Source organism: Bradyrhizobium sp. YCK136, from assembly GCF_044570075.1.
GTDB lineage: Bacteria > Pseudomonadota > Alphaproteobacteria > Rhizobiales > Xanthobacteraceae > Bradyrhizobium > Bradyrhizobium diazoefficiens.
The window spans coordinates 6,120,017-6,146,975 of sequence record NZ_CP172424.1; the positions used below are offsets into that span (position 1 = coordinate 6,120,017).

24 protein-coding genes are annotated in these 26,959 nt (G+C 65.9%); 7 read left to right on the forward strand and 17 right to left on the reverse strand.

What is annotated here, in order from left to right:
* Positions 1-75 precede the first annotated feature (75 nt).
* Genes ACFLEY_RS29710 through hydA form a run of 4 tightly spaced genes read right to left on the reverse strand, consistent with a single transcriptional unit; the run spans position 76 to position 4,720 of the window.
* On the reverse strand, positions 76-1,512 hold the full coding sequence (locus ACFLEY_RS29710) for an NAD(P)-binding domain-containing protein (protein ID WP_060911329.1): 1,437 nt from the start codon (positions 1,510-1,512) through the stop codon (positions 76-78).
* The gene (locus tag ACFLEY_RS29715; protein WP_060911328.1) at positions 1,509-2,258 is read right to left on the reverse strand and encodes an SDR family oxidoreductase; all 750 of its coding nucleotides are present in this window, start codon (positions 2,256-2,258) and stop codon (positions 1,509-1,511) included. The genes ACFLEY_RS29710 and ACFLEY_RS29715 overlap by 4 nt, the downstream gene beginning before the upstream one ends.
* 1 nt (position 2,259) lies before the next feature.
* On the reverse strand, positions 2,260-3,234 hold the full coding sequence (locus ACFLEY_RS29720) for an NAD(P)-dependent oxidoreductase (RefSeq protein ID WP_060911327.1): 975 nt from the start codon (positions 3,232-3,234) through the stop codon (positions 2,260-2,262).
* Between the two features lie 16 nt (positions 3,235-3,250).
* Complete coding sequence (hydA, locus tag ACFLEY_RS29725; protein WP_060911326.1) at positions 3,251-4,720, reverse strand: dihydropyrimidinase; 1,470 nt, start codon at positions 4,718-4,720, stop codon at positions 3,251-3,253.
* A 56-nt stretch (positions 4,721-4,776) separates the two neighbouring features.
* Between hydA and ACFLEY_RS29730 the strand changes: the two genes are divergently transcribed.
* Complete coding sequence (locus ACFLEY_RS29730) at positions 4,777-5,439, forward strand: aspartate/glutamate racemase family protein (protein ID WP_060911325.1); 663 nt, start codon at positions 4,777-4,779, stop codon at positions 5,437-5,439.
* On the opposite strand, the gene ACFLEY_RS29735 is transcribed toward ACFLEY_RS29730, so the two are convergent.
* The 13 genes from ACFLEY_RS29735 to ACFLEY_RS29795 all read right to left on the reverse strand — a co-directional run bounded on the left by ACFLEY_RS29735 (position 5,436) and on the right by ACFLEY_RS29795 (position 21,155).
* Positions 5,436-6,104, reverse strand: a complete 669-nt coding sequence (locus ACFLEY_RS29735) for a flavin reductase family protein (RefSeq protein WP_171901246.1) — start codon at positions 6,102-6,104, stop codon at positions 5,436-5,438. The genes ACFLEY_RS29730 and ACFLEY_RS29735 overlap by 4 nt on opposite strands.
* Positions 6,105-6,109: 5 nt before the next feature.
* Positions 6,110-7,042: an N-carbamoyl-D-amino-acid hydrolase gene (locus tag ACFLEY_RS29740; protein ID WP_060913017.1), complete on the reverse strand. Its 933-nt coding sequence runs from the start codon at positions 7,040-7,042 to the stop codon at positions 6,110-6,112.
* Between the two features lie 111 nt (positions 7,043-7,153).
* Positions 7,154-8,836 (reverse strand): long-chain fatty acid--CoA ligase, encoded by a 1,683-nt coding sequence (locus tag ACFLEY_RS29745; protein ID WP_060911323.1) that lies wholly within the window; start codon positions 8,834-8,836, stop codon positions 7,154-7,156.
* Positions 8,833-10,128, reverse strand: coding sequence for an aspartate aminotransferase family protein (locus ACFLEY_RS29750; protein WP_028172075.1), 1,296 nt, complete (start codon positions 10,126-10,128; stop codon positions 8,833-8,835). The genes ACFLEY_RS29745 and ACFLEY_RS29750 overlap by 4 nt, the downstream gene beginning before the upstream one ends.
* Positions 10,129-10,139: 11 nt before the next feature.
* Positions 10,140-11,720 carry a hydantoinase B/oxoprolinase family protein gene (locus ACFLEY_RS29755; RefSeq protein ID WP_396604275.1) on the reverse strand — a complete coding sequence of 527 codons (1,581 nt, stop codon included), beginning with the start codon at positions 11,718-11,720 and terminating at the stop codon, positions 10,140-10,142.
* Positions 11,717-13,726, reverse strand: coding sequence for a hydantoinase/oxoprolinase family protein (locus ACFLEY_RS29760; protein WP_060911321.1), 2,010 nt, complete (start codon positions 13,724-13,726; stop codon positions 11,717-11,719). The genes ACFLEY_RS29755 and ACFLEY_RS29760 overlap by 4 nt, the downstream gene beginning before the upstream one ends.
* Positions 13,727-14,135: 409 nt before the next feature.
* A complete protein-coding gene (locus ACFLEY_RS29765) occupies positions 14,136-15,701 on the reverse strand; it encodes a PLP-dependent aminotransferase family protein (protein ID WP_060913016.1) in 1,566 nt (521 codons plus the stop codon).
* A 46-nt stretch (positions 15,702-15,747) separates the two neighbouring features.
* Positions 15,748-16,278, reverse strand: a complete 531-nt coding sequence (locus ACFLEY_RS29770; RefSeq protein ID WP_211433310.1) for a flavin reductase — start codon at positions 16,276-16,278, stop codon at positions 15,748-15,750.
* Positions 16,279-16,286: 8 nt separating this feature from the next.
* Complete coding sequence (locus tag ACFLEY_RS29775) at positions 16,287-17,492, reverse strand: Zn-dependent hydrolase (RefSeq protein WP_396604276.1); 1,206 nt, start codon at positions 17,490-17,492, stop codon at positions 16,287-16,289.
* A gap of 52 nt (positions 17,493-17,544) precedes the next feature.
* Positions 17,545-18,426, reverse strand: a complete 882-nt coding sequence (locus ACFLEY_RS29780) for an alpha/beta fold hydrolase (protein WP_060913015.1) — start codon at positions 18,424-18,426, stop codon at positions 17,545-17,547.
* A gap of 11 nt (positions 18,427-18,437) precedes the next feature.
* Complete coding sequence (locus ACFLEY_RS29785; protein WP_060911319.1) at positions 18,438-19,583, reverse strand: pyridoxal phosphate-dependent aminotransferase; 1,146 nt, start codon at positions 19,581-19,583, stop codon at positions 18,438-18,440.
* A 7-nt stretch (positions 19,584-19,590) separates the two neighbouring features.
* Positions 19,591-20,370: an SDR family oxidoreductase gene (locus ACFLEY_RS29790; protein ID WP_011086104.1), complete on the reverse strand. Its 780-nt coding sequence runs from the start codon at positions 20,368-20,370 to the stop codon at positions 19,591-19,593.
* Positions 20,361-21,155 carry a GntR family transcriptional regulator gene (locus ACFLEY_RS29795; RefSeq protein ID WP_249162690.1) on the reverse strand — a complete coding sequence of 265 codons (795 nt, stop codon included), beginning with the start codon at positions 21,153-21,155 and terminating at the stop codon, positions 20,361-20,363. The genes ACFLEY_RS29790 and ACFLEY_RS29795 overlap by 10 nt, the downstream gene beginning before the upstream one ends.
* Positions 21,156-21,379: 224 nt before the next feature.
* Between ACFLEY_RS29795 and ACFLEY_RS29800 the strand changes: the two genes are divergently transcribed.
* Genes ACFLEY_RS29800 through ACFLEY_RS29825 form a run of 6 tightly spaced genes read left to right on the forward strand, consistent with a single transcriptional unit; the run spans position 21,380 to position 26,947 of the window.
* Positions 21,380-22,243: an ABC transporter ATP-binding protein gene (locus ACFLEY_RS29800; protein ID WP_011086102.1), complete on the forward strand. Its 864-nt coding sequence runs from the start codon at positions 21,380-21,382 to the stop codon at positions 22,241-22,243.
* Complete coding sequence (locus ACFLEY_RS29805; RefSeq protein WP_082756458.1) at positions 22,240-23,031, forward strand: class II aldolase/adducin family protein; 792 nt, start codon at positions 22,240-22,242, stop codon at positions 23,029-23,031. The genes ACFLEY_RS29800 and ACFLEY_RS29805 overlap by 4 nt, the downstream gene beginning before the upstream one ends.
* A 23-nt stretch (positions 23,032-23,054) precedes the next feature.
* A complete protein-coding gene (locus ACFLEY_RS29810) occupies positions 23,055-24,071 on the forward strand; it encodes an ABC transporter substrate-binding protein (RefSeq protein ID WP_060911318.1) in 1,017 nt (338 codons plus the stop codon).
* Positions 24,068-24,883, forward strand: a complete 816-nt coding sequence (locus ACFLEY_RS29815; RefSeq protein ID WP_060911317.1) for an ABC transporter permease — start codon at positions 24,068-24,070, stop codon at positions 24,881-24,883. Before ACFLEY_RS29810 ends, ACFLEY_RS29815 begins: the two co-directional genes overlap by 4 nt.
* Entirely contained in the window at positions 24,880-25,638 is a 759-nt protein-coding gene (locus ACFLEY_RS29820; RefSeq protein WP_060911316.1) for an ABC transporter permease, read from the forward strand. The genes ACFLEY_RS29815 and ACFLEY_RS29820 overlap by 4 nt, the downstream gene beginning before the upstream one ends.
* Positions 25,639-25,642: 4 nt before the next feature.
* On the forward strand, positions 25,643-26,947 hold the full coding sequence (locus tag ACFLEY_RS29825; RefSeq protein WP_028172088.1) for an LLM class flavin-dependent oxidoreductase: 1,305 nt from the start codon (positions 25,643-25,645) through the stop codon (positions 26,945-26,947).
* Positions 26,948-26,959 lie beyond the last annotated feature (12 nt).

Sequence of the window (26,959 nt, forward strand, 5' to 3'; positions counted from 1 at the left end):
TAAGAAACAAGCAAGTTGCGCGCCAGTCTCATGGTGCGCTCATGGGGACGCTTCGTCGCGGCGGCGCATGGATGATCATCGCAATTCCCCCGTCTTTCGCGCCGGCCGCGTGACCACGGCCTGCGGCACGTCATAGGCGCTGAGCGAAGCCCAGTGCCGCGCGATGTCGGCGCGAAACAGGCCGCGCGTGAGGCCGTGCACCAGCTTCGGGACGGCGGTCGTCATAGCGTTGATCGACGATCCCGACGGACCGAAGCTCATGGTGGAGGCGATCGCGAAGAGATGGATGTCGGAAATCCAGGGCGTCTCGCCCGGCACGCGCTCGGTGAAGGCGTAATCGTCGGCGAGATAGGGAAAGCGGCCGAGCCGTTCGTTGCGCTCGCTCGAAGGCGGCTGATAGCGGTCGGCCCAGGTCGCGATGTTGCCGGCGAATGTGGCGAGCTCGCCGCGCCCGGCAAAGCTCATGTCGATGCCGGTGCCGCAGATGACGAAATCAGCACGGATGGCGCCGCGCGGCGTCTGCAATTCGATGCCTTTGCCCGTCTCCCGGGCCGCCTCGACCGGCGCGCCCTCGTGCAATGTGAAATTGGCGTGACGCGCGCAGCGATCATAGGTTGCTTGCGGAAAGCCTTCCCGCATTTCGAGGATAGTGCGCATGAAGCGCCAGCGCCAGGCATCGTCGAGATCGCTGAGATGACGCAGGAAGCCGCGAAAGGTCAGCCACCGATAGGGCTGGATCACCTGGATCTGCGTACGGCGGCACAGCAGATGCACCTCGGCGGCGCCAGCCTCCAGCGCGGTCGCCGCATTGTCGAAGGCGGACGCACCGGCGCCGATTACGGCGACGCGCTTGCCGCGAAGCTTTTCGAAATCGATGTCGTCGGCGACGGTCGCGACCGAACTCGATGGCAGATGGCGGAGCCGTTCCGGGATCATCCAGCCGCCCATCCCCTCCTGCCCCGTCGCCAGCACGATCTTGCGGGCGTAGAGCGTCTCGACCTCTCCTGCCCGTTTCACGCGCGCGGTGAGCAAGCCGTCAGACGTAGGCGCGATCTCCAGGAGTTCGCAAGCGTTGCGCACCGGCAAGCCGACCGTGCGGCGCAGCCACAGCAGATACTCGGCCCAATGGCCGCGTTCGATCAGGCCGAGTTCTTGCCAGCTCTGCTTGCCAAAGCGGGCTTCGTGCCAGGACTGGTAGGTCAGGCTCGGAATGTCGAGGTCGGGACCGGTGTAGTCCTTGGGGCTGCGCAGCGTCGGCATGCGGGCGTAAGTGAGCCACGGACCCTCCATCCCCTCCTCGGCCTTGTCGAGTAGCAGGATGTTGCTGACGCGGGAGCGCATGAGGCCGAAGCCGATGGCGATGCCGGATTGGCCGGCACCGACGATGAGCACGTCCAGCGCCGGTTCGCCATCAGGCCCGATCTTCGGCTCAAGCCATGCCGCGCCCGGATGCGCGATCATGGCGAGATCAGCGCGAACGTCAGCTTCAAGCTCGGTCAGTGCGTCACTCATGCCGCGAGCCAGCCTCCGTCAACCACCATCACGGTGCCCGTCGTGAACGAGGACGCATCGCTGGCGAGATGCAGCGCCGTCTGCGCGATCTCGTCTGCGTGGCCGAACCGCTTCATGGCGTGGCGGTTGCGGGAGGCTTCGCGCACCTCGTCCGAATTGGCGTGACGGGCGAAGCTGCGGCGGAGCATCGGCGTGTCGATCGCGCCGGGCGCGATGGCGTTGACGCGAATGCCGTCGGTGGCGAAATCCACCGCCATCGTCCGCGTGAGACTGACGATCGCGCCCTTGGCGGCGATATAGGCGCTGTTGCCCTTGCCGCCGGCGATGGCGAGCTGCGATGCCAGCGTGATGATCGAGCCGCTGTTCTGCCGCTGCATGTGAGGCACCGCGGCCCGCGCCCACAGCCAGGTGCCGCCGACATTGGCGCGGAACACCGCGTCCCAGTCGTCCGGGCTCGTCGTCAGCACCGTGCCGCCGCAGGAGAAGCCGGCAGCGGTCATGAGGATATCGAGCCGGCCGTGGCGCGCCACGACATCGCCGGCAACAGTCTCGGCCAATGCGGCATCGCCGACGTCCCCGACATGCACCGTTGCCTCACTCACGAGGCCCAGCGTTTCCTGAAGACCCGCGGCATCGCGATCGACCAGCGCGAGACGCGCGCCCTCCGCCGCGAACAGCTTTGCGCTGGCCCGGCCGATGCCCGAGCCCGCTCCGGTGATGATGGCCGTGCGCCCCTGCAGCCGCATGTCAGATCCCTTCCTTGTGCTGCATCCACCAGGCGCTCATCGCTGCGGCCGACTCCATGCAGCCGAACCGGGCGCGCCAGCCGAACTCATCGGCCATCCGCTTGACCGACATCGGCGCACGATCCCCGCCGTGGAGCTTGATGAAGGTCTTCTCTCCGGGTGACGCGAGCCGGCACTCCAGCCCGGGATGAAGGGCTGCGAACGCCTCACCCCATTGCAGCGCGGACCAGGCTGCGCCGCTTGAGATGTTGAAGAGCCGGTGGCGTGGCCGCTCGGCTTCGATCAGCACCGCCACCGCTTCGGCGGCGTCGGGCGCGTAGGTCCAATCCTTGATGCCTGGCGCAGGGAGAAGGGCCGGTTCGCCGCGGGCGAACGCAGCAAGGATCTGGAACTGGAGGCTGGGCGTATCGCGCACCTTCCCGATCCGCTCCCACGGACCGAACACGGCGCTTAACCGCACACTCAGAAAATCGCCTCCCCACAACTCGGCAAGCCGCGCCACGGATCTCTCTGACGTGAATTTGCTGATCGCGTAAAATGAGACGGGATCGCACGGCGTCTCCTCGTCCAGTACCGGATAGCGTTGCCCCGCGGCACCATAGGCCGACGCAGAGGAGAGATTGATCACGCGCCGAACGCCACGGCGGATCGCAGCGCTCAGGATCGGCATCTGAGCCATCACATTGATCTCGAGGATGCTCGAGGTCGTGGTCCGCTCGAGCTGGTCCCCGGCGGTTATGGCAGCGCCAAGGATGATCGCATCAAAGCCTTGCTTTACCAGCGCGTCGATCCTCTCGATGTCCGTGATCTCGCCCTGAATAATCGAGAGCCGCTCCCGGTGGTCAGCAAAGAACCGCTCCGCGCCAGCCGGAAGTTGCTTACGATCATACAGCGTCACGTCATGGCCGCGCGCAAGCAGCACCTCGGCAACATTGAGGCCGACAAAGCCGGTGCCGCCGAAGATGATGATCTTCATCGCACGCAATCCACCGTCACAGCAGCTTCGCCCCGAAATTCCGTTCCGGATCCATGTCCGCGACCAGCCGACCCGTCGGCTTCGCCGCCTCGCCGCCGCTGCGCGCCAGGAATTTTCCGCTGCCGGCGCTCGCAAGACACTTATTGCCGTCGAAGATCACGCGGCCGCGCGACAGCACCGACACCGGCCAGCCCTTCAGCTTCCGCCCGGCAAACGGCGTAAAACCGGCGAGGTCGTGCATCATCTCGTCGGCGATCACGGTCTCGCGGTTGGGATCCCAGATCGCGATATCAGCGTCGGCGCCGACCGCGATCGAGCCCTTGCGCGGGTGAAGGTTGTAGATCTTGGCCGGTGCGGTCGCGGTCAGCTCGACGAATTTTTCAAGGCCCAGCCGTCCCTTCGACACCATCGCGTCGAACAGCAGCGGCAGCCGCAGCTCCAGTCCCGGCAGACCGTTGGCGACCTGCTTGAAATTAGGATTGGGGCCGGCGCGCAGCTTGCCGGTCTCGTCAAAGCGATATGGCGCATGATCCGACGAGATGGTCTGGAGATCGCCGAGCGACAGCGCCTGCCACAGCGCCTCCTGGTCGGCATGCGTGCGCGGCGGCGGGCTGCACATCCATTTGGCGCCGTCCGCACCGGGCTTGTCGAGATCGGCAGCGGTGAGGAACAGATATTGCGGGCAAGTCTCGGCAAAGACCTTGAGCCCCTGACCGCGCGAGTCGCGGATGACCTTGGCGCCTTCGGCGGTCGAGACATGGAAGATCATGATCGGCTGGTCGATCAGCGCCGCCATTCCGATCAGCCGGGTGAACGCCTCGGCCTCCGACACACGGGCGTGGCTGACGGCGTGGTATTTCGGCAGCGTGTAGCCGCGCGCGAGCAGGCGCTTCACCATCCAGGCGATGATGCCGTGGTTTTCGGCGTGCGCGCACAGCATCGCGCCGGACTGGCGCGCGGCAAGGAGGATGTCGAGCAGCGGCTCGTCGTCGACCTTGAGCCGGTCGTAGGTCATGAAGATCTTGATCGACGCATGCCCCTGCTTTACCAGCGCCGGGATGTGCTCCTCGACCGTCTCCCTGGTCGCGTCCGCAATGATCATGTGGAAGGCGTAGTCGATCACCGCGCCCTTCTTCGCCAGCGCGTGATAGTCCTCGACCACCTGCGGCAGCTTCATGCCGACATGCTGGGCGGCGAACGGGATCACCGTGGTGGTGCCGCCGAACGCCGCGGACACGGTCGCGCTCTCGAACGTATCGGCATTCATGATGCCGGCGGCGGACAATTGCTCGATATGGGCGTGGCTGTCGACGCCGCCGGGCAGCACCAGCTTGCCGCGCGCGTCGATCTCGCGCTTGGCGGGAGGAAGGCCCTTACCGATGGCTGCGATGGTCTCGCCAGAGATGGCGACGTCGGCCTCGAAGACGTCAGTCGTGGTCGCGACGCGGCCGCCGCGAATGATCAGGTCGTAGGTGGGTTCAGTCATGAGGCACTCCGTGATAGGCTCAACGCACGTGATCGCAATTTCTTGGAAAGACCATCATGCCCCGGCCGCGCATTCTCGTCATCAATCCGAACTCCAACCCCACCGTCACGCAGGGGCTGGAGGACGCCTTGAAGCCGCTCGATTTCGAGGGCGGACCGGAAGTGGTTTGTCGGACGCTGGCCGAGGGTCCGTTCGGCATTGAAAGCCAGGCCGACGTCGACAGCGTCGCGATGCCGCTGCGCCGGCTGGTGGAAAGCGACAACAGTTTTGCCGCCTTCGTCATCGCCTGCTATAGCGATCCCGGGCTTCAGGTCTGCCGCGAGGGCACCGACCGGCCCGTGTTCGGGATCGCGGAGTGCGGCGTGCTGACGGCGCTGGCGCGCGCCGAAACCTTTGGCGTCATCGCCATCGCCCAGCGCTCGATCCCGCGGCACATGCGCTATCTCAGGCAGATGGGACTGACCGACCGCCTCGCCGGCGAGCGGCCGCTCAACATGAGTGTTGCAGAGACCGCGTCCGGCGAAGGCACGCTGGCCAAGATGATCGACATCGGCCGTGCGCTGCGCGACGAGGACGGCGCCCGCGCCATCGTGATGGGCTGCGCCGGCATGGCGCGCCATCGCCGCCCGCTGGAAGACGCGCTGCGTATTCCCGTGATCGACCCGACACAGGCGGCCGTCACCATGGCGCTCGGAGCGGCGCAGTTCTCGGCTCACTAGGCGTCCTTCAGCTCTTTGGCGTCCTGCCGCGCGCGCCATTGCGCGTGGCTCTCGCGGACCAGTGCGAACGTGTCCCGCTGCGTCGTGTAGAGATTGCCGAACATGCGGCCGATCGGCCGGTAGGCGTCGAGATCGACATACATGTTGGCCTCATCGACGAGGCCCTCGCGGGCGTGAACCCTGAGCACCTCGCCGACCAGTAGCTCGCGATCCGGCGAGAAGTTCAGCACGACATGGCGCCGGCATTCCAGCGCAAAGGGTGCCGCAGCGAGACGCGGCACCTTCACGTCGACCGAGGGAAGCGTGGCGAGCCCGGTCGCAGCGACCTCGCTGTCGCCGGAAGGAAAATCGACCGCGCAGTCGTTCATTGCCCCCGACAGCGCCTCATCCACCATGTGAACGACGAACTCGCCGTCGCGATGGATGTTGCGGGTCGTGTCCTTCGGCGAGTGATCCGGCTTGTGCTGAAGCCCCAGCACGATCAGCGCCGGGCTTTCGGAGAAGATATTGAAGAAGCTGAACGGCGCGGCATTGACCGCCCCGTTCTCGTCCAGCGTCGTCACCAGCGCGATCGGCCGTGGCACCACCACGCCGCAGAGCAGCTTGTAGCGATCGCGCGGATCGAGCTCGGCTAAGGGAATGCCTGATGTGCCCTTGTCGGCCATCAGCGTCACTTTTCCGGCGGCGGCACCGCGCCGGTCTGGCTGGTGATCAGGCCGTAATGCTCGATGCGGCGGTGCCGGGCGAAATCGAAGATCGTGGTCTTGCCGAAGGTGGTGGCATCGAGGTCGCAAGCGTGGACCAGAACCTCGTCGTCGTCAGTCTTGGCCTCGGCGACGATCTCGCCGTTGGGGTCGACGATCAGGCTGCCGCCAAACAGCGGGTGGCCATCCTCATTGCCGGCCTTGGCTACTGCGACGACCCAGGTCGCATTTTGATAGGCGCCGGCCTGCACCGAAAGGCGATTGTGAAACAGGCGCTTCTCGACGCCCTCCTCGCTCTTCTCCGCATTCACAGACGGCGTATTGTAGCCGATCAGCACCATCTCGACGCCCTGCAAGCCCATGACGCGATAGGTCTCGGGCCAGCGCCGGTCGTTGCAGATGGCCATGCCGATGATGCCGCCCAGCTCGCGCCAGACCTTGAAGCCGAGGTCACCAGGCTCGAAATAGCGCTTCTCCAGGTGCTGGTGCGAACGCTTGGTGTCGTATTCCACATGGCCCGGCAGATGGATCTTGCGATATTTGCCGACGATCCTGCCGGACTTGTCGGTGAGGATGGCGGTATTGAAGTGATGGCCGTCCGGCGTCAGCTCCGCATAGCCGAAATTCATCGCCATCTGATGCTGCGCCGCGCGCTCGAACAGCGGTTTCGTCGCCGCACTCGGCATCTCGCGCTCGAACCAGTTGTCGAACTCGGCCCGGTCCTCCACGTACCAGCGCGGAAAAAACGTCGTCAGCGCCAGCTCCGGATAGACGACCAGGTCGGCGCCTTTTGCTTTCGCCTCGTCCATCAGCGCGATCATGCGCTTGACCACGGCCTCGCGGCTGTCGGCTTTCTGAATCGGGCCCATCTGGGCGGCGGCAACATTGACAATACGCATAAGCGGGTTCCTGGTGACCTCTTGGACGAAGCTGAACATCGCAGCCTCAACGATTTGCCGGCGCCGGCAGCATAGCGCAGCCGCGTCCGGAATTTCCAGCCGGGCGCCTTCTCATGCGGTCCGCCCCCATTCGGCGTCCTGCAGCAGTCGCCAGTTGATCTTGTTGCTCGCGGTCCGCGGCAAATGATCGACGAAGATAACGGCGCGCGGCGCCTTGTAGCTCGCCATGACGCCGCGCGCCCAGCCGATGATATCGTCCGCCGACGTCGTCGCGCGCATCGCCTCGTCCAGCACCACCAGGGCCTTGACGGTCTCGCCGCGATAATCGTCCGGCGCCGAGACGATACAGCACTCCCGGATGGCGCGGTTCTGGTACATGGCCGCCTCCACCTCGGCCGGCCACACCTTGAAGCCGCTGACGTTGATCATCCGCTTGAGGCGGTCCACCGCAAAGAAATAACCGTCAGCATCGCGATAGCCGAGATCGCCCGTGCGCAGGAACCGCTTGCCTGAGAGTTCGATGAAGGATTCAGCATTGGCCTGGGGCCGGTTCCAGTAGCCTTGCAGCACCTGCGGCCCGTGCACGACGATCTCACCGACGACGTTGTCGTCCAGGTCGATCAGGCTCTCGGGATCGACGATTCTCGCGTCGGTCTCCTGCACGGCGATGCCGAGACACTGCCGCTTCGGCGCCGCCATCGGATTGAGGTGCGTCGGTGACATGGTCTCGGTCATGCCGTAGCCTTCGACGAAATCGAGACCGAAGCGTCCCTTCAGCCGCTCGGCCACCGCCGTCGGCATCGCCGCGCCGCCACCGGTCAGCACCTTCAGCTTCGCAAAACACCGGTCGCGGAATCGGGCGCTTGCGAGCACGTCGACGATCATGGTCGGGGCCGCGTTCCAGAACGTCACACCATAGGTTTCGAACAGGTCCGGGAGCAGATCCTTGTCCCAGCGCGCCATCAACAGCAGCGTGGCGCCGGCGACGATCGCGGCATTCATCGAGCCCTGCATGCCCGCGACGTGGAACAGCGGCATGAAGCCGGTCATCACGTCGCCGCCATCGAGCCCGTACCAGCGCGCCTGCAAGGCCGCGGTGAACAGCGCGCTGCGATGACTGTGCATGCAGGCCTTGGGCTTGCCTGTCGTCCCCGACGTGTAGGGCAGGATCATGAGGTCGTCCGGCCCGGCGGCCATCGCACCCGGCCGCAAGCCTTGCGCGATCGCGGACGACCAAAAGTGCCAGCCCGGCGACGACGGCATCTCCGACGGCGCTTCGGTCACGCAGGACGGCAGCGTATAGGGCGTGGCGACCGGAACCTCGTCGCGATACTGCGCGACGATTGCATACGCAATGGCATCCCCGACCAGCGGAGCAAACACATCGCTCAGTTCGCTGCCGATGATCGCGACCTTGGCGCCGCTGTCCGCGGCGAGATACGCCATCTCGGCGGTCTTGTTCATGGGATTGACCGGCACGATCACGGCGTCCGCCCGCATCACCGCATAATAGGCGATGACATATTGCGGCGAGTTCTGAAGCGCGATCATGACGCGGTCGCCGCGCTTGATGCCGCAAGCGCCTTGCAGGAAACCCGCCAACGCGTCGACACGCTCACGCAGCTCGGCGTAGCTCAGGCTCGCACCGTAGAACACCGTCGCCGGATGCGACGGCCGGTCGTTCGCCGCGCGTGCCAGCGCGTCGTACAGCGTCCCTTCCGGCATCGCGAGATGCCAGGGCTCATCCACCGGCCAGGCCGGCGAACGACGGGATGCTGCGTGATCTATACTCACCCGTGCTCCTCGTCCGCGACGTCGAGACCGTGGTCGAGCGCATCCAGAAGCTGCTCAGCTTCGCGCTCGGAGATCACGAGTGGCGGCGCCAGGAACAGCGAAGTCTGCTCGCCGCTGGTGCCGATCACCGCGCCGGCTTCCAGCGCCCGCTCCGCCACGCGCGAGGCGATCGGCACCTCCGTGGTGTCGGCATGCCAGGTGCGCCAGTCCGGGCCGTGCAGCTCCACCGTCCAGTGCAGTCCCTGCCCCGCCACGCGCTGCACGCTCGGATGTTTCTGCGCGATCGCGAGCAGGCGGCGGGTGAACAGCCTTTCGAGCTCTTGGACATGCTCCAGAATCTTGTCGTCGCTGACGACCTTCAGATAGGCGCTGACGGCCGCCATGCTGATCGGATGGCCGCGCAGCGTGCCATAGTTCTGCCAGCTCGTGCCCTTGAGCCGCTCGACGATGTCCTTGGACACCACGACCGCGGCCACCGCCGCCGCACCGCCGCCGAGCGACTTTCCGAGCGTCACGATATCGGGGCGGCTCTCCGCGCCCTGAAACGCGAACCAGCGGCCCGCGCGACCTGCGCCGGTGACGACCTCGTCCGCGATCCAGTACGATCCCACCTGCCGCGCGCGGCGCGCCACCTCGTCCTGATAGGCGCCGTCGTAGTAGATGCCGCCTTGGGTGTAGTCGATGATCGTCGCCGCCGTGTCGGAGAGCAGACGCGCGGCATCCGCCAGATATTCGCTCGGCGGCGTATTATTGGCCGGTGCGCCGTAGATCGCGCCATTCGGTGCCGGCAAAATCCGTACTGGCGCCATCGGTGCCGGCAGCTGCGAACCGCCTGAGTGCACCGCGAGCCCGCCATGCCATTGCGGCTGCACCGTCATGCTGCGCGACAGGCCGGTGATGCCATGATAGGCGCGCTCGCGCGTCGCCAATGCAGAGCGCTGCGTCAGCGCCTGGCAGAGCGAAAGTGCCATGTCGTTGGCCTCGCTGCCGCTGATGCAGAAGCGGACCGCACCGACCCAATCCTCTTCGCCCCCGAACGCGGTGGCCATCAGGTCGTCCGCGGCCTGCTCGCGACCGACCCAGGTCCACCCCTCATTCACGACCGGCGTATCGGCCGCACGGCGGATCGCCTCCACCATCGCGGGATGACGATGCCCGAGGCCGCCGCCGGTGTTGCTGCCGTCGATGAGGCGGCGGCCGTCGGACAGGTGGAAGTAGACGCCCTCGCCGCCGACGACGGCCATCGGCGCGGCCTCGCCCGCATTCAGTCCGGTTCGCAACAATCTGCTCATCGCGGGTCCCCTCACTCCGCAGCCGCGGCGCCGTAGCCACCGCCGCCGCACATCTCGATCGTGACGAGATCGTCTTGCTGCAGCACCAGATTTGATTTGCCGTCGATCGCAACATGCGCCCCCTGCCGGATCAGCGAGATACGGCAGGTCTTGCCGGCCTCGCCGCCCTGCATGCCGAATGGCGGAATCACCATGCGCTCGATGCAGGTGGTCAGGTGCATCGACGGCGCCAGGATGCGATAGGTGCGAACCGAGCCGTCACCGCCGCGATGAGCCCCTGCGCCACCGGATTGCCGGCGAATGGCCTGCTGCTCCAGGCGGATCGCGTAGTTCGCCTCGATCACCTCGACCGGCGTGTTCGAGGTGTTGGAGAGATGCACCCGGGTTGCCGACATGCCGGCGCGATTGTGCCGCGCGCCCTCGCCGCCGCCATGGACCTCGTAGAGCATCTTCCATGAACCGTTTTGACGCGGTTCGGCAAAGAACAGCACGCCCGCGGTGGTCGCGCCCCCTGCCGACAGACGTTCCGGGATCGTGTCTTGCATCGCGCGAAAAATCGCATCGACGATGCGCATGGACGTCTCGTGGTTGCCGGCGGCAACCGAAGCCATCCAGCCCGGCTCCAGGATCGAGCCCGGGCGCGTGATGATGGTCAGCGGCCGCAGTGCACCCGCATTCTGGTTCATATCGCGTCCGCTCATGATGCGCGCGGCATAGGCGACGGCCGAGCGGGCCATGAACGGCGTCGTGTTGCAGAAGTTCGAGACGCGGTCGCAGCTTCCGGAGAGGTCGAAGGTCGCCTCATCGCCGCCAATCGTGATCTTGACGTGGATGCGCGCGGGCGCGTTGTTCTCGCTGCCGTCGTCGAGATAATCCTCGCCTTCGTAGACGCCATCCGGCAGCGCGCGCAGCGCCTCGCGCATCTCGATCTCGGAGAGATCGTGCAGGCGCGACTGCGTTGCCGTGAAAGCCGCCTTGCCGTGCTCGCGGCAGAGCTCGACGATGCGCTTCTCGCCGGCCTTGGTCGCCGCGATCTGGGCCAAAAGATCGCCCTCGCAGGACTCAGGATCGCGAACGTTGGCCTTGAGCAGCTGCACGATCGGCGTATTGACGCCGGCTGAGGTTGCGATCAGCACCGGCGGAATGCGCATCGCCTCCTGGAAGGTATCGATGGCCTTGGCGAAATAGCTGCCGGGCCAGGTGCCGCCGATATCCGGCCAATGCGCGAGGCTGACCGCGAACGCGACGATCTCGCCGTCGACGAAGACAGGACGCACGACCTTGACGTCGTTGAGATGGTTGCCGCCGAGCGCGCCGACATTGTAGATCACCACGTCGCCGGCATTCAGGCTATCGCGCGGCATCACCTTCAGCAATTCGGGGATGGTGTAGGCCATCGCGCCGAGATGGATCGGGATGTCGCGGCCCTGCCCGACCAGGCCGCCGCGACCGTCCGTGATCGCGGACGACAGGTCGCCGGCCTCGCGCAGCAGCGGCGAGCGCGCCGAGCGCGTCATCACCAGGCTCATCTCTTCGGCGGCGGCGGACAACCCGTGCCTGATGACTTCGACGACGAACGGATCGAGCTTCATGCCGCCCTCCGCGTCAGGAACAGATTGCCGGCGGCGTCTGGCCTCGCTTGCCAGCCGGGCGGAACCACCACTGTTGACCACGCGTCTTCGATGATGGCCGGACCGCTGACGATTTCGGTCAGTGCAGCGCGGTCGATGATCGCGGTTGCGATCTCGTGGAAGCCGTCGAACGAGCAGGTGCGCCGGCCGGTGGACACCGCGCGGGCCACGGTCGCCGGCCGGCTGACAACGGTCGTCGACGGGCGGCGCGCCTGCACCCGCACGGATTCGATGACGCAGCTCTCCTTCGTCGCATAGCCGAAGAGCTCGTGATGCCGCGCCAGAAAATCCTTCTTGAGCCCGGCCACGTCGAGCGGCAGTGCGAACGGCACCGGAATGGCGTCGTTCTGCGCCGCATAGCGCATCAAGGCCACCAGCTCGACCTGGATCTCTGCCCTGGCGACACCGTTGGCAATCAGCGGCGCCGAGGCATCATCAATCAACGTCCCGATCCGCTCCGACACGCGCGCCAAGTCGATCCCTTCAAGCGCCGCGCGCAGCGTCTGCTGCTGGAGGAAGCTGAAATCGGCGGTAAGACAGCCCAGCGCCGAGAACGCACTCGATGCGCTCGGCACGACGACCGCTGCAATCCCGTAGAGATCGGCAAGACCCGCGGCATGCATCGGTCCGCCGCCGCCGAAGGCGAGCAGCGTGCAATCGCGTCCGTCGATGCCGCGTTCGACCGTGACGCGCCGGAGCGCCCGAGCCATCGTGGCGTTCGCGACCTTGATGATGCCGAGCGCCGTTTCGGTCAGGCTCAGCCCCAATGCCTGCGCGATCGGCGCGATGACGCGCTTGGCGGATTCGATGTCGATGCCGATGCGATCGCCAAGCTTGGTCTCGGGATTGAGATAGCCGAGCACGGCGTTGGCGTCGGTGATGGTGGGCTCGGTTCCGCCGCGGCCGTAGCAGGCCGGCCCCGGCTCGGAGCCGGCGCTCTCCGGCCCGACCGTCAGGCCGCCCGGACCGTTGCGCACGATCGATCCGCCGCCGGCACCGATGGAATGAACCGCGAGCATCGGTTGGCGCAGCGGCTTGTCGCCGAGCATGCGGCCGTCGGTCATCTCGGCCTGGCCGTCCACGATCAGGCACACGTCGGTCGTGGTGCCGCCCATGTCGAAGGTCAGCATGCGCGACGTGCCGAGCTGGCGCGCGATACTGACCGAGGCCGAGACGCCGGCTGCAGGACCCGACATCGCCATCACGAGCGGCCGCCGCTTCACCGCCGAGATCGGGATCATGGCGCCGGCCGAATGAAACACCTGCAGGCCGGCTCCAATCGGCAGCCGCTGCTCCAGCTCGCTGAGATATTCCACCGCGATCGGCATCGCGGCCGCGTTGAACACGGTTGCCGAAGTCCGCTCATATTCGCGGGCCTCCGGATTGATCTCGTGCGACAGCGAGACGTGGGCGACGACGTCCTTGAGCCGCTCGCCGAGAATCTTTTCATGCACCGGATTGGCGTAGGCGTGCAGCAAGGCCACCGCGACGCTCTGAACGCCGGTCTGCTTGAGCCAGGCCACCAGACGCTCGATCTCGGCGTCCTCAAGCGCCTTCAGCACCCTGCCTTCGTGATCGAGGCGCTCGGCGAGTCCAAAGCATCGTTCGGGCGGCACCAGAGGCGGCGATTTCGGGGGAATGTCGAGCCGATAGAGATCGCGGCGGCGATAGCGCGCGATCTCGAGCACATCGGCAAAGCCTTCGGTCGCGACCAGCGCAACCTTCGGCAGCCGGCCCTCGACGATGGCGTTGGTCACGCGCGTGGTGCCGTGGACGAAGCGCTTGACCTCGCTCTTGCGCAGGCCGACGGCCTCGATGGCCTCAAGCATCGCCTGAACGGGCGCCTGCGGGCGCGACGGCACCTTCGCAATCCGCGCCTCCGCGGAGTCGCGCCGGATCGCGATGATATCGGTGAAGGTGCCGCCGATATCGGTGCCGACTTCCCAGTGATGTTCGGAAGAGCTCATGTGCAGGGATCAGCTACGCGTGACGTCCGAACCGGACGCCGGGTCCTTGCCGTTCATCGCAACGTCCAATGCCGAAACCAGAGCGCTCATCATGCATCCCTTGTCATGCCACCGACCGAGAGCGTGCGACAGAGCGATGGGCACGGGATAGGGCCAGAGTTGTCGCAAACCACTAGACCAGCGCGCGACCGGCGCCGTGCGCCACGCCACCTGCTGCACGTTTTGGTGCAGTCGTGCCCGCAGAGAGAGCACGCGAACACGGGCCGGCTCACGCGAGAAACGTGCAGCGCACCACGGAATTCTCCGGGCAAATCGCAACTCCTGCTGCGCTGCAATCCGAACGTCTGAAATCGTCTGTCTAATTTGCAGGCGATCGAACGGCGCTGCGGGATCGTCGGGTGCCTATGAGCTATGCACCACGATCGGCTCTGCCTCTCTTTATTGTACGAACAGTACGAGACGATATTGCCGGGTCGGATGATGCATTGCGGGAGCTGCTGCCGATGCAAGCCGCGATTCTCGCAAGCAGCGGAGATGCATCCTCGACGCGCAGCCGCCCGTATCCGAACACCAGACCTTGCAACGTCGGCTGCTCCAGAAAATTCTGCGACAGCGGCTGCACATGGATGCCAGCCTGCTTCAGGCTTGCAGCCGCTTCGCGGTCGCTCATCCGCGCCCGCATCGCCTCGGTGAACAGCGCCACCAGATGCAGTCCCGTCACCGCCGCGGACACGGTCAGATCGTCAGGCATCAGCGTGGCGATCGCATCGATCAGCGCCTTGCGCCTGGTGGCATAGGCCCGGCGCATCCCGCGCAGGTGCCGCAGCAGATGCCCCTCCCGCATGAATTCGGCGAGCGCGAGCTGACCGACGCCGGAGGTATGGACGTCGATCCGCGCGCGGCCCTTGGAGAAGCCATCGATGAAATGCCTGTTGGCGACGATGTAGCCGAGCCGCAGGTTCGGCATCATGATCTTCGAGAAGGTGCCGAAATAGATCACCCGCCCCTCGCGATCGAGCGAACGCAAGGAGGCGATCATGCTGTCCTGGTGCCTGAACTCCGAATTGTAGTCGTCCTCGATCACCCAGACATCGTTCTTGTTGGCCCAGTCGAGCAGCTCGAGACGCCGCTCCAGGCCCATGCTGACGCCGAGCGGATATTGATGCGACGGCGTGACCACGATCAGCCGGGCACCCGGCGCGCGTCGAATCCCTTCCGAGACCACCAACCCCTTGTCATCGACCGGAACCGGAACCAGCTTGGCGCCGGCCGCCGTGAGCGCCCACCGGGCCTCGACAAAGCCGGGCTCCTCGACCCAGACCTCGTCGCCGGGATCGAGGATCATCCGGCTACAGAAATTGAGCGCCCCCGATGTGCCTGACGTGACGACGACCTCCTCCGGCGAGCAGACCAGCCCGCGCACCGAGCCGAGGAAATTTGCGATCTCGCTGCGCAGGCGCGGATGGCCTTCGGGAGGGAGATCGAGGCACTCCTGCTCCCTCGGATTTTGCCAGGTCTGGCGCAGCAGGCGCGACCAGTCCTTGAAGGGGAACGTCGAGATATCAGGTGCGCCGGGACTGAACTCCGACGGCCAGTTGGTCTCGTAGTCGAACGCCAGCAGTGATTGCCAGCGCTTCGACATATGGGCGGGCACGGCCGCGGGCGACGCCACCGACGGCGGCTCCGCGTGCGGTGTTGCGACTGACGCCACCATGACGCTGCCGCGCGGGGTCGATTCAAGATAGCCCTCGGCGTAGAGCAGATCCCACGCGATCAACACCACCGTGCGCGAGCAGCCCAACTCCCGCGCGATCTCCCGCGAGCCCAGAAATTGCGTTCCGGCCGGAAAAGTGCCGCGCAGAATGCAGCCCCGGATGTGGGCCGCGATCTGCAAGTGCAGCGGCACGGCCGACGTCCGGTCGATATGCATCCCGGCGAGAGATACGCGCTTGTTCGGTTGACGGCTCTTGTCCATCGCGCAGAGGTGATTGTTGGAACGGCCGGCGATCGCCAGTCTCACCTCAGGATGCGTCAAGAGCGGATTCGGGTCCAGCCTCGGTTGGATCGGTCACCCCGACCGTGTGGTAGGCGCGGCCGAAATAGATCAGATTGTCGGTGCAACCGGATCTTTGCAGGGCCACGACGCGGCAGAACAGCACGTCATGCGTACCGACATTGACGATATCGGCAATCCGGCAGTCGAACGCGGCGGAACAGTCGGCCAGCACCGGCGTACCGGTTACGAGTGTCGACCACGCGGCCGCGGCAAACCGTTCCTCGGCGGGCACCTTGCCGCCGAACAGCCGGGACAGCGGCTCATGCCGGGCCGAGAGCACGTTGACGCACACCACCTCGTTGCGCGTCACGCTGGAGTAGGCAGAGGAGCCGCGGTTGATGCAGATCAGAAGCGTCGGCGGATCGTCGGTAACGCTGCAAATGGCGGATGCGGTAAATCCGGCGCGACCCGCGCTGCCGTCTGTGGTCACGATGTTGACGGCCGCGCCGAGACAGGCCATCGCATCGCGGTAATCCTGTGGGGCCACGTCCTGCATCCGCGTCCTCACACCGCAATGCCAGGCGCAAACGCCAGCTCGCGCAGCACCTGGGCCAGCACGGAGGCGCCGGCGGCAACATGATCGGGCTCAGCCCATTCGTGCTCGACATGGCTTGCGCCGTCGCGGCACGGGATGAAGATCATCGCGGCGGGACAGATCTTGGCAAGATGGCGGGCGTCGTGACCGGCGGCGGAGAGTATCTCCATGGCGGAATGCCCCTGCTCGCGCGCGGCTTCCGCAATGCTCGCCCGCAGGCGCGGATCGAAGGCGTTTGACGGCGCATCGACGAGCGGTGTCACCGTGACCGCGCACGGTGCGGCGTTCTGCTGGCAAAGAGCCGCGATGCGCGCGCCCGCGGCATCGAGCACCGCATTATCAGGATGACGCAGATCGATGCTGAAGCTGACGCGCGAAGGCACCACCGACGGCGCGTTCGGAACCACGGCAACGCGGCCGATGGTGAACTTGATGTCGGCATCGACCGTGCCGATCTCGGCATGGAGCGCCGACGCCATCCGCGCAAAGGCCGCGAGCGCATCCCGCCTCTCCTGCTGCGCCAGCGTGCCGGCGTGTCCTTCGGCGCCCTCGACCACCACCTGAAACGTCTTCTTGCCCTGGATGCCCGTGACGACTCCAATCGCGCAGTCGGCTGCTTCGAGCAATGGTCCCTGCTCGATGTGCAATTCGAGATACGCTCCGGCCGCGAAGCCGAGTGGCCTGTGCGGCACATCAGGGAAAGGCTGGTGGAGGCGGTCGAGCGCTTCGCCGACGCTGATGCCGTCGGCATCGCGCGCGGCGCGGATCGCATCCATATTGCGTTCGCCGGTAAAGGCCTCCGAACCCATCATGCCCGGGGCGAAGCGCGAGCCTTCCTCGTTCATCCAGGCGACGACGATGACATCGCGTGCCGGCCTGTCACTTTGCTCGGCGAGCGAGACCGCCGCCTCCAGCGCCGCCATGACACCGGCCGCACCGTCGAATTTCCCGCCGGTCGGCTGGCTGTCGAGATGACTGCCGAGCAGAACCGGCGACGCGGCGCCATCGCGCCCGGCCAGCGTCAGGAACAGGTTTCCCGCGGCATCCGTCGACGGCGTCAAGCCCGCCTCGCGCGCCCAGCCGATAACACGGCGCCAGGCGGCAATCTCGCCGTCACTCAGTGCCTGGCGGTTCACCCCGCCGGCGGGCGTCGCGCCGATCTCGGCGAGCGCCATCAGGCGCGTCCAGAGCCGATCGGCGTTGATCAAGGTGCTCGATCCCATCGACCTACTTCGTGCGCATGATCTGGCCCGGCAGCGCGCGCGGATCGCGCGGCAGCCAGCGCCCGGCCTCGACCTGGGCGATGAACTCGGCAAGCAGCGCGTTGAACGCCGCCGGCTCCTCGAGATTGAGCGTGTGGCCGGTCTTGGGGAAGACCGAGAGACCGCAGGCCGGAATGGTCTTCTTCAGGAAGATGCCGGGCTGGAGACAATGATCGTCCTCGTCACCGACGACGACCAGCGTCGGCACCATCATCTTCTTCAGGCCGTCTTCGAGATCGTAGAAGGACGGCCGCCGTGCCTGGACCCCGCGCATGGTGTTGGCGGCGCCGCGGTCGGAATGGGTGGCAAGGCGATCGGCGAATTCCTTCCAGCCGCGCGGATCCTTGTTCTGGAACTGCACCCGGCTCGCGCCGAGCGCGTAGATCTTCGAAAATTCCTTGGCGCCCTGCTTCTCGAAATTGTCGGCAACTTCGAGCGAGACGCCGCGAGAATATTCTTCGAACTCCTTCTCGCAGCCATAGCCGGCGCCGGCCACCGTGAGCGACAAGGCACGCTCCGGCGTGCGCAGGCCGAAATGCACCGTACAGAAACCGCCCATCGACAGGCCGACGATGTGCGCCTTCTCGATCTTGAGCGCGTCGAGCACGGCGACCGCATCGTCAGCGGCGATCGCCTGCGAATAGGCCTCCACGCTGTCGGGCACATCCGACGGCGGATAGCCGCGCGCGGCGTAGGTGATGCAGCGATGGCGCCGGCTGAAATAGCGCAGCTGCGGCTCCCAGCTTTCGTGATTGCCGCCGAATTCATGGATGAAGAGGATCGGCGTGCCCGCGCCCGCCTCTTCCACATGGAGCTTCACACCGTCTTTGGTGGTGATCATCGTCATCGACATATTCCCTAGAATTGCGGCGGCAGGTCGTTGAGCGTGCGCGCCTGCGCAACCATGTCCGGCAGCAGCGTGCAGAGCTTTTCGACCCACGCCTGCGGCACGGAGGTGCTGATCTTGACGAAGCGGTCGCCGAAGCGCTGCGTATGATACGTGCCCTGGCGGATCATGATGCCCTGGCGGCGATAGCACTCGACCAGCGCCTCGGGACGGATGCCCGCTGCGATGGTCTCCAGCACCAGAAAGTTTCCGTGCGAGGGCATGATCGGCAGCGCCAGCCCTTCGATCGCGGCCGCCGCCTCCTGGATCATCGCCTTGTTGGACCGGTCGGTGCTGCGGACCTTCTTCATCCACTCAGCCTTGACGGAAAGTCCCGCCTGCGCCGCACGCTGGGCGATGACGCTCGCACCAAGCACGCTCGTGGATGTCAGCGCCAGTTCCTCGAACAGGTCGGGCGCTGCGACCAGAGCGCCGATCCGCAGGCCGGCAAGCCCGAGCCATTTCGAAAAGCTGGTCGAGACCACCGAGCCTTGCGGCGCCACGTGGAGCGCCGGGGTGTGGCCGTCGGCGAAATCGCGGTAGGTGCAGTCGTGCACCAGCAGCGCGCCGCAATCGCGCGCAATCGCCGCGAAGCTCTCGATCTCCTCGCGGGTGTAGCGAATGCCGAGCGGATTGTTGGGATCGACGAGATAAATGATCGCCGTGCGCTCATCGACATTCGCCTTCAACGCCTCGGGCGTCAGGCGGTAGTTGCAGGCCGGATCGTAGATCGGAATCTCGATCACCTCGGCGCCCTGCTGGCGCGCGAACAGGCACGGCCATTTCCAGGTCGGATCGGTCGTCACCAGCGTCGTGCCGGGCTTGCAGCGCGCGCGACAGATCATCGCCAGCGCGTTGACGCCGCCCTCGGTCACCAGCGCTTCCGCGCCGGGCACACCGAGGTCGGCGACGATCGCGGCACGCAGCGCCTCGAAGCCGAGCGGCGGGGCATAGGCATTGAACTCGCCAGCCTCGATCGAGCGCAGCATCGCCTCGCGCACGGCGGGGTGGCTCTCGATATGGTTGGTGTTCTGCCCGAGCCAGTAGAGCCCGGGCGTCGCCGAGAGCTCATCGAAATAGCGGTTGCGGAGCAGTGCCGCGGATTGAGGCTTCGACATCGAGGCCTCAGATCACCGAGCCGCGTGCGGCGATGCCGCCGTCGATCGTCACCACGGTGCCAGTGATGTAGCCGGACCTTGGCGAGGACAGGAAGGCGACGAGATCGGCGACCTCCTCCGACGTCGCGGGGCGCTTGCCGGGATATTTGTCGAACAGCTCCTCCCAGCGGCTTTCGTCGCCGAGCATGTCGATCGCCTTGCGCTTCATGATCTTGAGCATGCGGTCGGTGGCAACCGGCCCCGGATTGACCGCGACGACGCGCACGCCGTGATCGAGGCTGCGGCCGCCGAGCGCCTTGGTGAAGGACATCAGCGCCGCGTTGCCGGTCGAGCCCGCGATGTAGCTCGCGTCCCAGTTCTCGCCGGAATTGCCGATGATGTTGATGATGACGCCATCCTTGCCCTTCATGCGCGGATAATAAAGACGCGACAGCGTGATGTAGCCGAACACCTTGAGATCGAAGCCGCGCCGCCAGGCGGCGTCATCGAGGATTTCCAGCGAGCCGGCCGGGATGTCGCCGGCATTGTTGACGAGGATGTCAATGTCGCCGACCTCGGCCGCGAGCTTCTCCATCGCGGCCGTGCTCGACAGGTCGAGCGCGTGGATGGTGATCTTCACGCCAAAGCGGGCTTCCAGATCACGCTTGGCCTGGAGCATCGCCTCGCCATTGCGGGCGGCCAGATGCAGGTGACAGCCCTCCGCGGCGAAGAGCTCGGCCACCGCAAGTCCAATTCCTTTCGACGCGCCGGTGATCAGGGCGGTCTTGTTCGTCAGCTTCAGGTCCACTCCGGGTCTCCAGGATGCAAGCTAGATATACACGGTCTAGCAATTTGCATACCAAGCGACCCGAGGGGGCATTCGAAGGCGGCGAGGAAGTCCAGAAGATTGTCGCCGAGCAGGTTGACGTGGTCCCGCATGGCGCTGTGCGCCCGCTCGGGATCGTGGGCCAGGATCGCCTGCATGATCGCCTCATGCTCGCGAACGGTGTCGGCAATCCGGTTCGGCATGCGCGTCACCCGGCGGCGATACGCCGCCACCTGGTTGCGCAGCTTGCGGGCCTGCTCGGCCAGGAAGGCGTTGCGCGAGGCCTCATAGATCGCTTCGTGAAATTCCTGGTTGATGTCGTAGAAAACATCGATATCGCCGGTTTCACCTGCCGCCACAAGCCGCTGGTGAATCTCGCCAATTTCAGTCCCCCAGGCCGGGGAGACGCGCCTTGCGGCGAGCCGCGCGCAGAGCCCTTCCAGCTCCGCCATGACCTGGAACATCTCGATCAGCGCCTGCGCCTTGATGCTGCGGACCGTCGCCCCTTGCCGGCCGCGCAGTTCGACCAGATTGTTGGCGGCCATCAGACGGAATGCCTCCCGCACCGGCGTGCGCGAGACGCCGAAGCGCTGGGCGATCTCCTGCTCGTCGAGCCGGCTGCCCGGCTCGAGATGCCCCGCCGCGATCGCCCCTTCGAGCTTCTGGCGCAGGCTCTCGGCGAGCGTCATGCCGGGGCCTGCGGCCAGGGTTTCGTGCCCATTTTTCACGCGCTTGCCTCCGGCATGTGCACCAATATCCGCCACCATGTTTCTCCGATATCGATATACGTATACAAAATGGCACCAATCTTCCAGTGAGCCGGCCGATTTTCTGGCGGAGATGCGTGCATCTCCGGGATATCCACCTGCCAACTCGCAAATCTTATGCCTGATTTGCCGCGAAATCGCACTGGCACACGAGTTGCTAAGAGATTTCGACGCGGTCCGCTTTCGTATGCGAATGGCCGCCGCCATTATACAAGGACATCCCGGTGCAGGCTGCCCGCCTCCCCGATCCCGGACCGGCCATCGAGGCCCCTCAGGCTCACCCGAAGCCTGGGCCGCTGCTCGAGCTGCGCGCGATCGACAAGACCTTCGGCTCCGTTGCGGCACTGTCCGGACTTCAGGCGAGCGTCGCCCCCGGCGAGTTCGTCACCGTCGTCGGCCCGAGCGGCTGCGGCAAGAGCACCCTCTTTAATATTGTCGCCGGCCTGGAAGAGCCCGACGCCGGCGGCATCCTGCGCTTCGAAGGCAAGAGCTGCCACGCCGCCGACCTGCTCGGCCGCGTCTCCTTCATGCCGCAGCGCGACCTGCTGTTTCCCTGGCGCAATGTCGTCGACAACGCCATCCTCGCGCTCGAGGTCGAGGGCATGCCGCGCGAGCAGGCGCGCGCAAAGGCGCTGAAGATGCTGCCCGAGTTCGGGCTCGCCGGCTTCGAGAAGCAATATCCCAACCAATTGTCGGGCGGCATGCGCCAGCGCGTCGCCCTGATGCGCACCTTCCTGTTCGAACGCGACCTGATGCTGCTGGACGAGCCGTTCGGCGCGCTCGATGCGCTGACGCGGGCGATGATGCAGCGCTGGCTGCTCGACGTCTGGCAGAAATACCGCCGCACCATTCTCTTCATCACCCATGACGTCGACGAGGCGATCTTCCTCGGCGACCGCGTGCTGGTGATGACCGCGCGTCCCGGCTCGGTGAAGCTCGAACAGGTCGTCGACCTGCCCCGCCCGCGCCGGCCCGAAATCGTCACCTCCCCCGAATTCGTGCGCCTCAAGCGCACGCTGCTCGATGCGATCGAGGAGGAAAGCATGAAGTCGTTCCAATCCTCCATCGCGCAGGAGAAGACGCCGTGAACGCGATGTCAGCGAGAGAGCCCCAAGCCGCACCGCGCGGCATCGAACCGGCCGAGTGGGATGCCCGGGTCAAGCTCGCGGCCTGCTATCGCATGGTCGCCAAGCTCGAGATGGACGACCTGATCTACAACCACATCTCCTTGCGCGTGCCCGGCCACGAGGACCAGTTCCTCATCAATCCCTACGGCCTGCTGTTCGACGAGATCACGGCATCCAGCCTGGTGAAGATCGACACCAAGGGCAACAAGCTCGACGAAACGCCGCATGGCGTCAACGTCGCGGCCTTCGTCATCCATGCCGCGATCCACACCTCGAACCACGACGCGGCCTGCGTGCTGCACACCCATTCCGACGCGAGCGTCGCCGTCTCAGGACAAGAGAAAGGCCTGTTGCCGCTCAGCCAGTTCGCGATGCGCTTCTACGACCGCCAGGCCTTCCACGACTACGAAGGCGTCGCCATCGACCTCGACGAGCAGGTTCGCCTGGTGCGCGACCTCGGCCCGCACAAGGTGATGCTGATGCGCAACCACGGCATCCTCACCGTCGGACGGACGCCGGGCGAGGCCTTCATGCTGCTGTATTATTTCGAACGCGCCGCGCGGATCCAGCTCCAGATGCAGGCGGCGGCCGCAGCCGGCGCCAAGCTGGTGATGCCGCCGCACGAGGTCTGCGAGAAAGCCGCGCGCCAGTTCTGGGAATTGCAGGGCGACATCCTCGTGCCCGGCGAACGCGAATGGCCGGCGCTGATGCGCCAGCTCGACCGCACCGATCCGTCCTACCGCAATTGATTTTCACCGCCTGGAGTTTGACCATGTTGAGCCGACGCCACGCCCTCTCCGTCCTCTCCGCCATCGCACTGGCGACCGGCTCGCTTGTCACGGCCGCGCCCGCCGCTGAATTGCAGAAGGCAAGCCTGCGCCTGAAATGGCTGCCGCAGGCGCAGTTCGCCGGATTCTACGTTGCGGCCGCCAAGGGCTACTACAAGGCCGAGGGCATCGACCTCACCATCAATCCCGGCGGACCCAACCTGCTCACCGAGAACCTGGTCGCGACCGGCGCCGACACGTTCGGTCTCTCCGGCGGCACCGACAGCGTCTTCGCGGCGCGCGACAAGGGACTGCCGATCGTCTGCATCGGCGTGTCGCACCAGATCACCCCGTTCATCTTCGTCACCCGCAAGGACGGGCCGGTGAAGACGATCCAGGATTTCAAGGGCAAGACCGTCACCACCTGGTTTACCGGCGCCAACCATGTGCTGAACGGCATGCTGGCCAAGGAAGGCATCAAGCCGGATGAGTTGAAGATCCAGCCGCAGCAGGTTTCGGTGACACCCTTCGTCGACGGCAGCGTCGATGTGGTCACGGCGACCTATTACAACGAGTTCTACACCATCCAGTCGCGCATGCCGAAGGACAGCCTGAAGACCTTCGTCGCCGAGGACTACGGCATCACCTTCCCGCGCGACACGCTGATCGTGGCCGAGGCGACCGCCAAGGAGAAGCCGGAGCTGGTCAAGGCGTTCCTGCGCGCTTCGCTCAAAGGCTGGAAGGACGCGTTCGCAGACCCCAAGGGCGCCGTCGATACCGTGATGGCCGCGGCCCCGACGCTCGACCGCGCGCAGCAGGAATTCATGCTCACCGAGGTAAAGCGCCTGATGACCGCAGGCGCGGCGGCGAAGAACGGCATGTTCTGGATCGATGCCGACGCGGTCAAGACCGCCCACGACTTCTTCCTGAAGTACGGCGTCATCTCCAAGCCGCTGGATCTTGCCGCCGCGTATGATGCAAGCTTCATCCAGAGCGTTCCGCTGGCGGACCGGCTGCCGTGAGCCGCCCTTCGGCGGCATCGCTTGGCAAGAGCTGGGTTGCTGCGCAGCGCATCGCGATGCCGGCTTCGTTGCGCAAGCTGGTCCGGCTCCTGCTGGGCCTTGCGATTGCGGCGGTGATCTGGGAAGGCTCGGTGCAGCTGTTCGGCATCCGGCCTTATTACCTGCCGCGCCTCAGCACGATCCTGATGGCGATCGCGGCGACGCCTCGCGCCTATGTCGACGGCTTCCTGCGTACACTCGCCGAAACGCTGATCGGCTTTGCTTCGGGCGGGGCGTTCGGCGTGCTCATGGGCGTCGTGTTCTTCCGCATCCGCGCGCTGCGCGAGATGGTGTTTCCGATCTTCGTGGTGTCGCAGACCATTCCGGTCATCGCCTTCGGGGCGCTCGTGGTGCTGTGGTTTGGCAATACGCTGCTCGCCAAGGCGATCATTGCGTTCTATCTGACCTTCTTTCCGGTGACGGTGAACACGCTGCTGGGCCTCGAAACCGTCGATCCCAAGCAGATCGCCCTGATGCGCAGCTTTGGCGCCTCCAACCGCCAGCTGCTGCTCCGCTTGCAGCTTCCAACCGCACTGCCGCAGATCTTCGTCGCGCTGCGGCTCGCCGCATCGCTGAGCCTCGTCGGCGCCATCGTCGGCGAATGGTTCGGCGACACCACCGGGCTCGGCGTGCTGCTGCTCCAGGCCATGTTCACCGAGAACGTCGTCGCGATCTGGGCCGCCCTGCTCGCCGCCGCGCTGCTCGGCACCGGCTTCTATGCGGTGGTCGCCGCGGTGGAGCGACGGCTGGTGTTCTGGAGCGCCGAGCAATGAGCCGCGCGCTTGCCTCACCTTCGCTCGCCGTCCAGCGCGGCATCCTGGGCGCCGTCCTCCTGGTCGCGTGCTGGGAAGGCGCAGCGCGCGGACTGCATCTGCCGGCCTATGTCCTGCCCGCCGTCACCGACATCCTCGCCGGCCTCTGGTCCAAGCGCGCGACGCTCATCGACGCTGCCGGTTACACCCTGCTCGAAGCGCTGGTCGGCTACGGACTCGGATGCCTGATCGGTATCGGCCTCGCCGTCGCAATCGCATTGGTTCCGGCGCTTCGCAGTGCGATCCTGCCGCTGGCCACCGCGATCAATTCGGTGCCCGTGGTCGGCTATTCGCCGCTGATCCTGCTCTGGTTCGGCATCGGCGTCAGCTCGAAGATCGTGATGGTGGCGATGGCGGTGAGCTTCACCATCCTGCTCTCGATGCTGGCCGGGCTCGACCGTGTCGACCGCCGCGCCGTCGATCTCATGAAGAGTTTTGGCGCAAGCCGCTTCGGTGTGCTGTGGCGCCTGCGCCTGCCGACTGCCCTGCCACTGCTGCTCGCGGGCATGCGCGTCTCGACGGTGCGCAGCGTGATCGTCGCGATCGTCACCGAGATGCTCGGCGCGCATGGCGGGCTCGGCTGGGTGATCTACCAGGCCGTGCTCCAGATCGACTTCGTCCAGGTCTGGGCGGCGATCGTCGTCGCATCGGCGGCGAGCCTCGCCTTCTTCGGCCTGATCGGTTTCCTCGAACGCAAGATACTGTTCTGGACATGACGCCATGAAACGACAGATGCATCTCGGCCTGTTCATCCTGGGAACCGGCAGCCACGTCGCCGGCTGGCGCTATCCAGGCGCGGTCGACAGCTTCCAGGACTTTGCAGCCATCCAGCAGATCGGCCGCACCGCCGAGCGCGGCAAGTTCGACCTGATCTTCATGGGCGACAATCTCTATGCCGATGCCGCCGCCCATCCCTCCTACACGCTGCGGCTCGAGCCGCTGACGATGCTCGCCGCGCTCGCGACCTCGACCAGCCATATCGGGCTCGGCGCCACCGTCTCGACCACCTACAGCGATCCGTTCTCGGTCGCGCGCGTGTTCGCCTCGCTTGACCACATCTCCAGGGGCCGCGCGGCGTGGAATGCGGTGACGACGGCCAATCCGGCGACCGCTGCGAATTTCGGCACCACCCATCCCGACCACGCCCGCCGCTACGAGATGGCCGGCGAATTCCTCGACGTCGTCAAGGGCCTGTGGGACGGCTGGGCGGATGACGCCATCGTCGCCGACCGCGCGAGCGGCGTCTACATCGATCCGGCCAAACTCCGCCCGATCGATCATGACGGCGCGTTCTTCAAGGTGAAGGGCCCGCTCAACATCGGCCGCAGCCCGCAAGGCCACCCCGTGGTGCTCCAGGCCGGCGGCTCCGAGGCCGGACAGGCTCTCGCCGCGCGCACCGCCGATATCGTGTTCTCGGTGGTGCAGGATATCGAGGAGGCCAAGGCCGGTTACACCTCGCTGAAGACGCGACTGCCGTCGTTCGGCCGCAAGGCCGACGACGTCACGGTGCTGCCGGGCGTGATGCCCGTCGTCGGCCGCACCGATAGGGAGGCGTTCGAGAAGCTCAACGTGCTCCAGAGCTTTGTCAGCGGCAGCAATGCGCTCGCGATCCTGTCCGATCGCTTCGGCCGGGACATGTCGGCCTACGATCTCGACGGGCCGATCCCGGACATCGCACCGTCCGACAGCTATCACAGTTTCGCCAGCGTCATGCTCGCCAAGGGCCGCCGCGAGAACATGACGCTGCGCGATCTCTACAATCTCACCGCCGCCGCCCGCGGCCATTGGGTGCTGTGCGGCTCGGCCGAGCGCATCGCCGATACGCTCCAGCTCTGGTTCGAGCAGCACGCCGCCGACGGCTTCAACGTCATGCCGCCTTATTTCCACGAAGGGTTCGAGGATTTCGTCGAGCTCGTCGTACCCATCCTGCAGGAGCGCGGGCTGTTCCGCGCGGACTATGAGGGGACGACGCTGCGGGATCACCTCGGCCTTGCGCGGCCGGCCAATCCGTTCTTCGCGGCTTAGAAGATGATGAAG

What these genes read in the sequence shown, in the direction of transcription:
- ACFLEY_RS29710 (WP_060911329.1), bottom strand. Translation starts at nt 1,512, where the DNA reads ATGAGTGACGCACTGACCGAGCTTGAAGCTGACGTTCGCGCTGATCTC.
- ACFLEY_RS29715 (WP_060911328.1), bottom strand. Translation starts at nt 2,258, where the DNA reads ATGCGGCTGCAGGGGCGCACGGCCATCATCACCGGAGCGGGCTCGGGC.
- ACFLEY_RS29720 (WP_060911327.1), bottom strand. Translation starts at nt 3,234, where the DNA reads ATGAAGATCATCATCTTCGGCGGCACCGGCTTTGTCGGCCTCAATGTT.
- hydA (WP_060911326.1), bottom strand. Translation starts at nt 4,720, where the DNA reads ATGACTGAACCCACCTACGACCTGATCATTCGCGGCGGCCGCGTCGCG.
- ACFLEY_RS29730 (WP_060911325.1), top strand. Translation starts at nt 4,777, where the DNA reads ATGCCCCGGCCGCGCATTCTCGTCATCAATCCGAACTCCAACCCCACC.
- ACFLEY_RS29735 (WP_171901246.1), bottom strand. Translation starts at nt 6,104, where the DNA reads ATGGCCGACAAGGGCACATCAGGCATTCCCTTAGCCGAGCTCGATCCG.
- ACFLEY_RS29740 (WP_060913017.1), bottom strand. Translation starts at nt 7,042, where the DNA reads ATGCGTATTGTCAATGTTGCCGCCGCCCAGATGGGCCCGATTCAGAAA.
- ACFLEY_RS29750 (WP_028172075.1), bottom strand. Translation starts at nt 10,128, where the DNA reads ATGAGCAGATTGTTGCGAACCGGACTGAATGCGGGCGAGGCCGCGCCG.
- ACFLEY_RS29755 (WP_396604275.1), bottom strand. Translation starts at nt 11,720, where the DNA reads ATGAAGCTCGATCCGTTCGTCGTCGAAGTCATCAGGCACGGGTTGTCC.
- ACFLEY_RS29760 (WP_060911321.1), bottom strand. Translation starts at nt 13,726, where the DNA reads ATGAGCTCTTCCGAACATCACTGGGAAGTCGGCACCGATATCGGCGGC.
- ACFLEY_RS29765 (WP_060913016.1), bottom strand. Translation starts at nt 15,701, where the DNA reads ATGGACAAGAGCCGTCAACCGAACAAGCGCGTATCTCTCGCCGGGATG.
- ACFLEY_RS29770 (WP_211433310.1), bottom strand. Translation starts at nt 16,278, where the DNA reads ATGCAGGACGTGGCCCCACAGGATTACCGCGATGCGATGGCCTGTCTC.
- ACFLEY_RS29775 (WP_396604276.1), bottom strand. Translation starts at nt 17,492, where the DNA reads ATGGCGCTCGCCGAGATCGGCGCGACGCCCGCCGGCGGGGTGAACCGC.
- ACFLEY_RS29780 (WP_060913015.1), bottom strand. Translation starts at nt 18,426, where the DNA reads ATGACGATGATCACCACCAAAGACGGTGTGAAGCTCCATGTGGAAGAG.
- ACFLEY_RS29785 (WP_060911319.1), bottom strand. Translation starts at nt 19,583, where the DNA reads ATGTCGAAGCCTCAATCCGCGGCACTGCTCCGCAACCGCTATTTCGAT.
- ACFLEY_RS29795 (WP_249162690.1), bottom strand. Translation starts at nt 21,155, where the DNA reads ATGGTGGCGGATATTGGTGCACATGCCGGAGGCAAGCGCGTGAAAAAT.
- ACFLEY_RS29810 (WP_060911318.1), top strand. Translation starts at nt 23,055, where the DNA reads ATGTTGAGCCGACGCCACGCCCTCTCCGTCCTCTCCGCCATCGCACTG.
- ACFLEY_RS29820 (WP_060911316.1), top strand. Translation starts at nt 24,880, where the DNA reads ATGAGCCGCGCGCTTGCCTCACCTTCGCTCGCCGTCCAGCGCGGCATC.
- ACFLEY_RS29825 (WP_028172088.1), top strand. Translation starts at nt 25,643, where the DNA reads ATGAAACGACAGATGCATCTCGGCCTGTTCATCCTGGGAACCGGCAGC.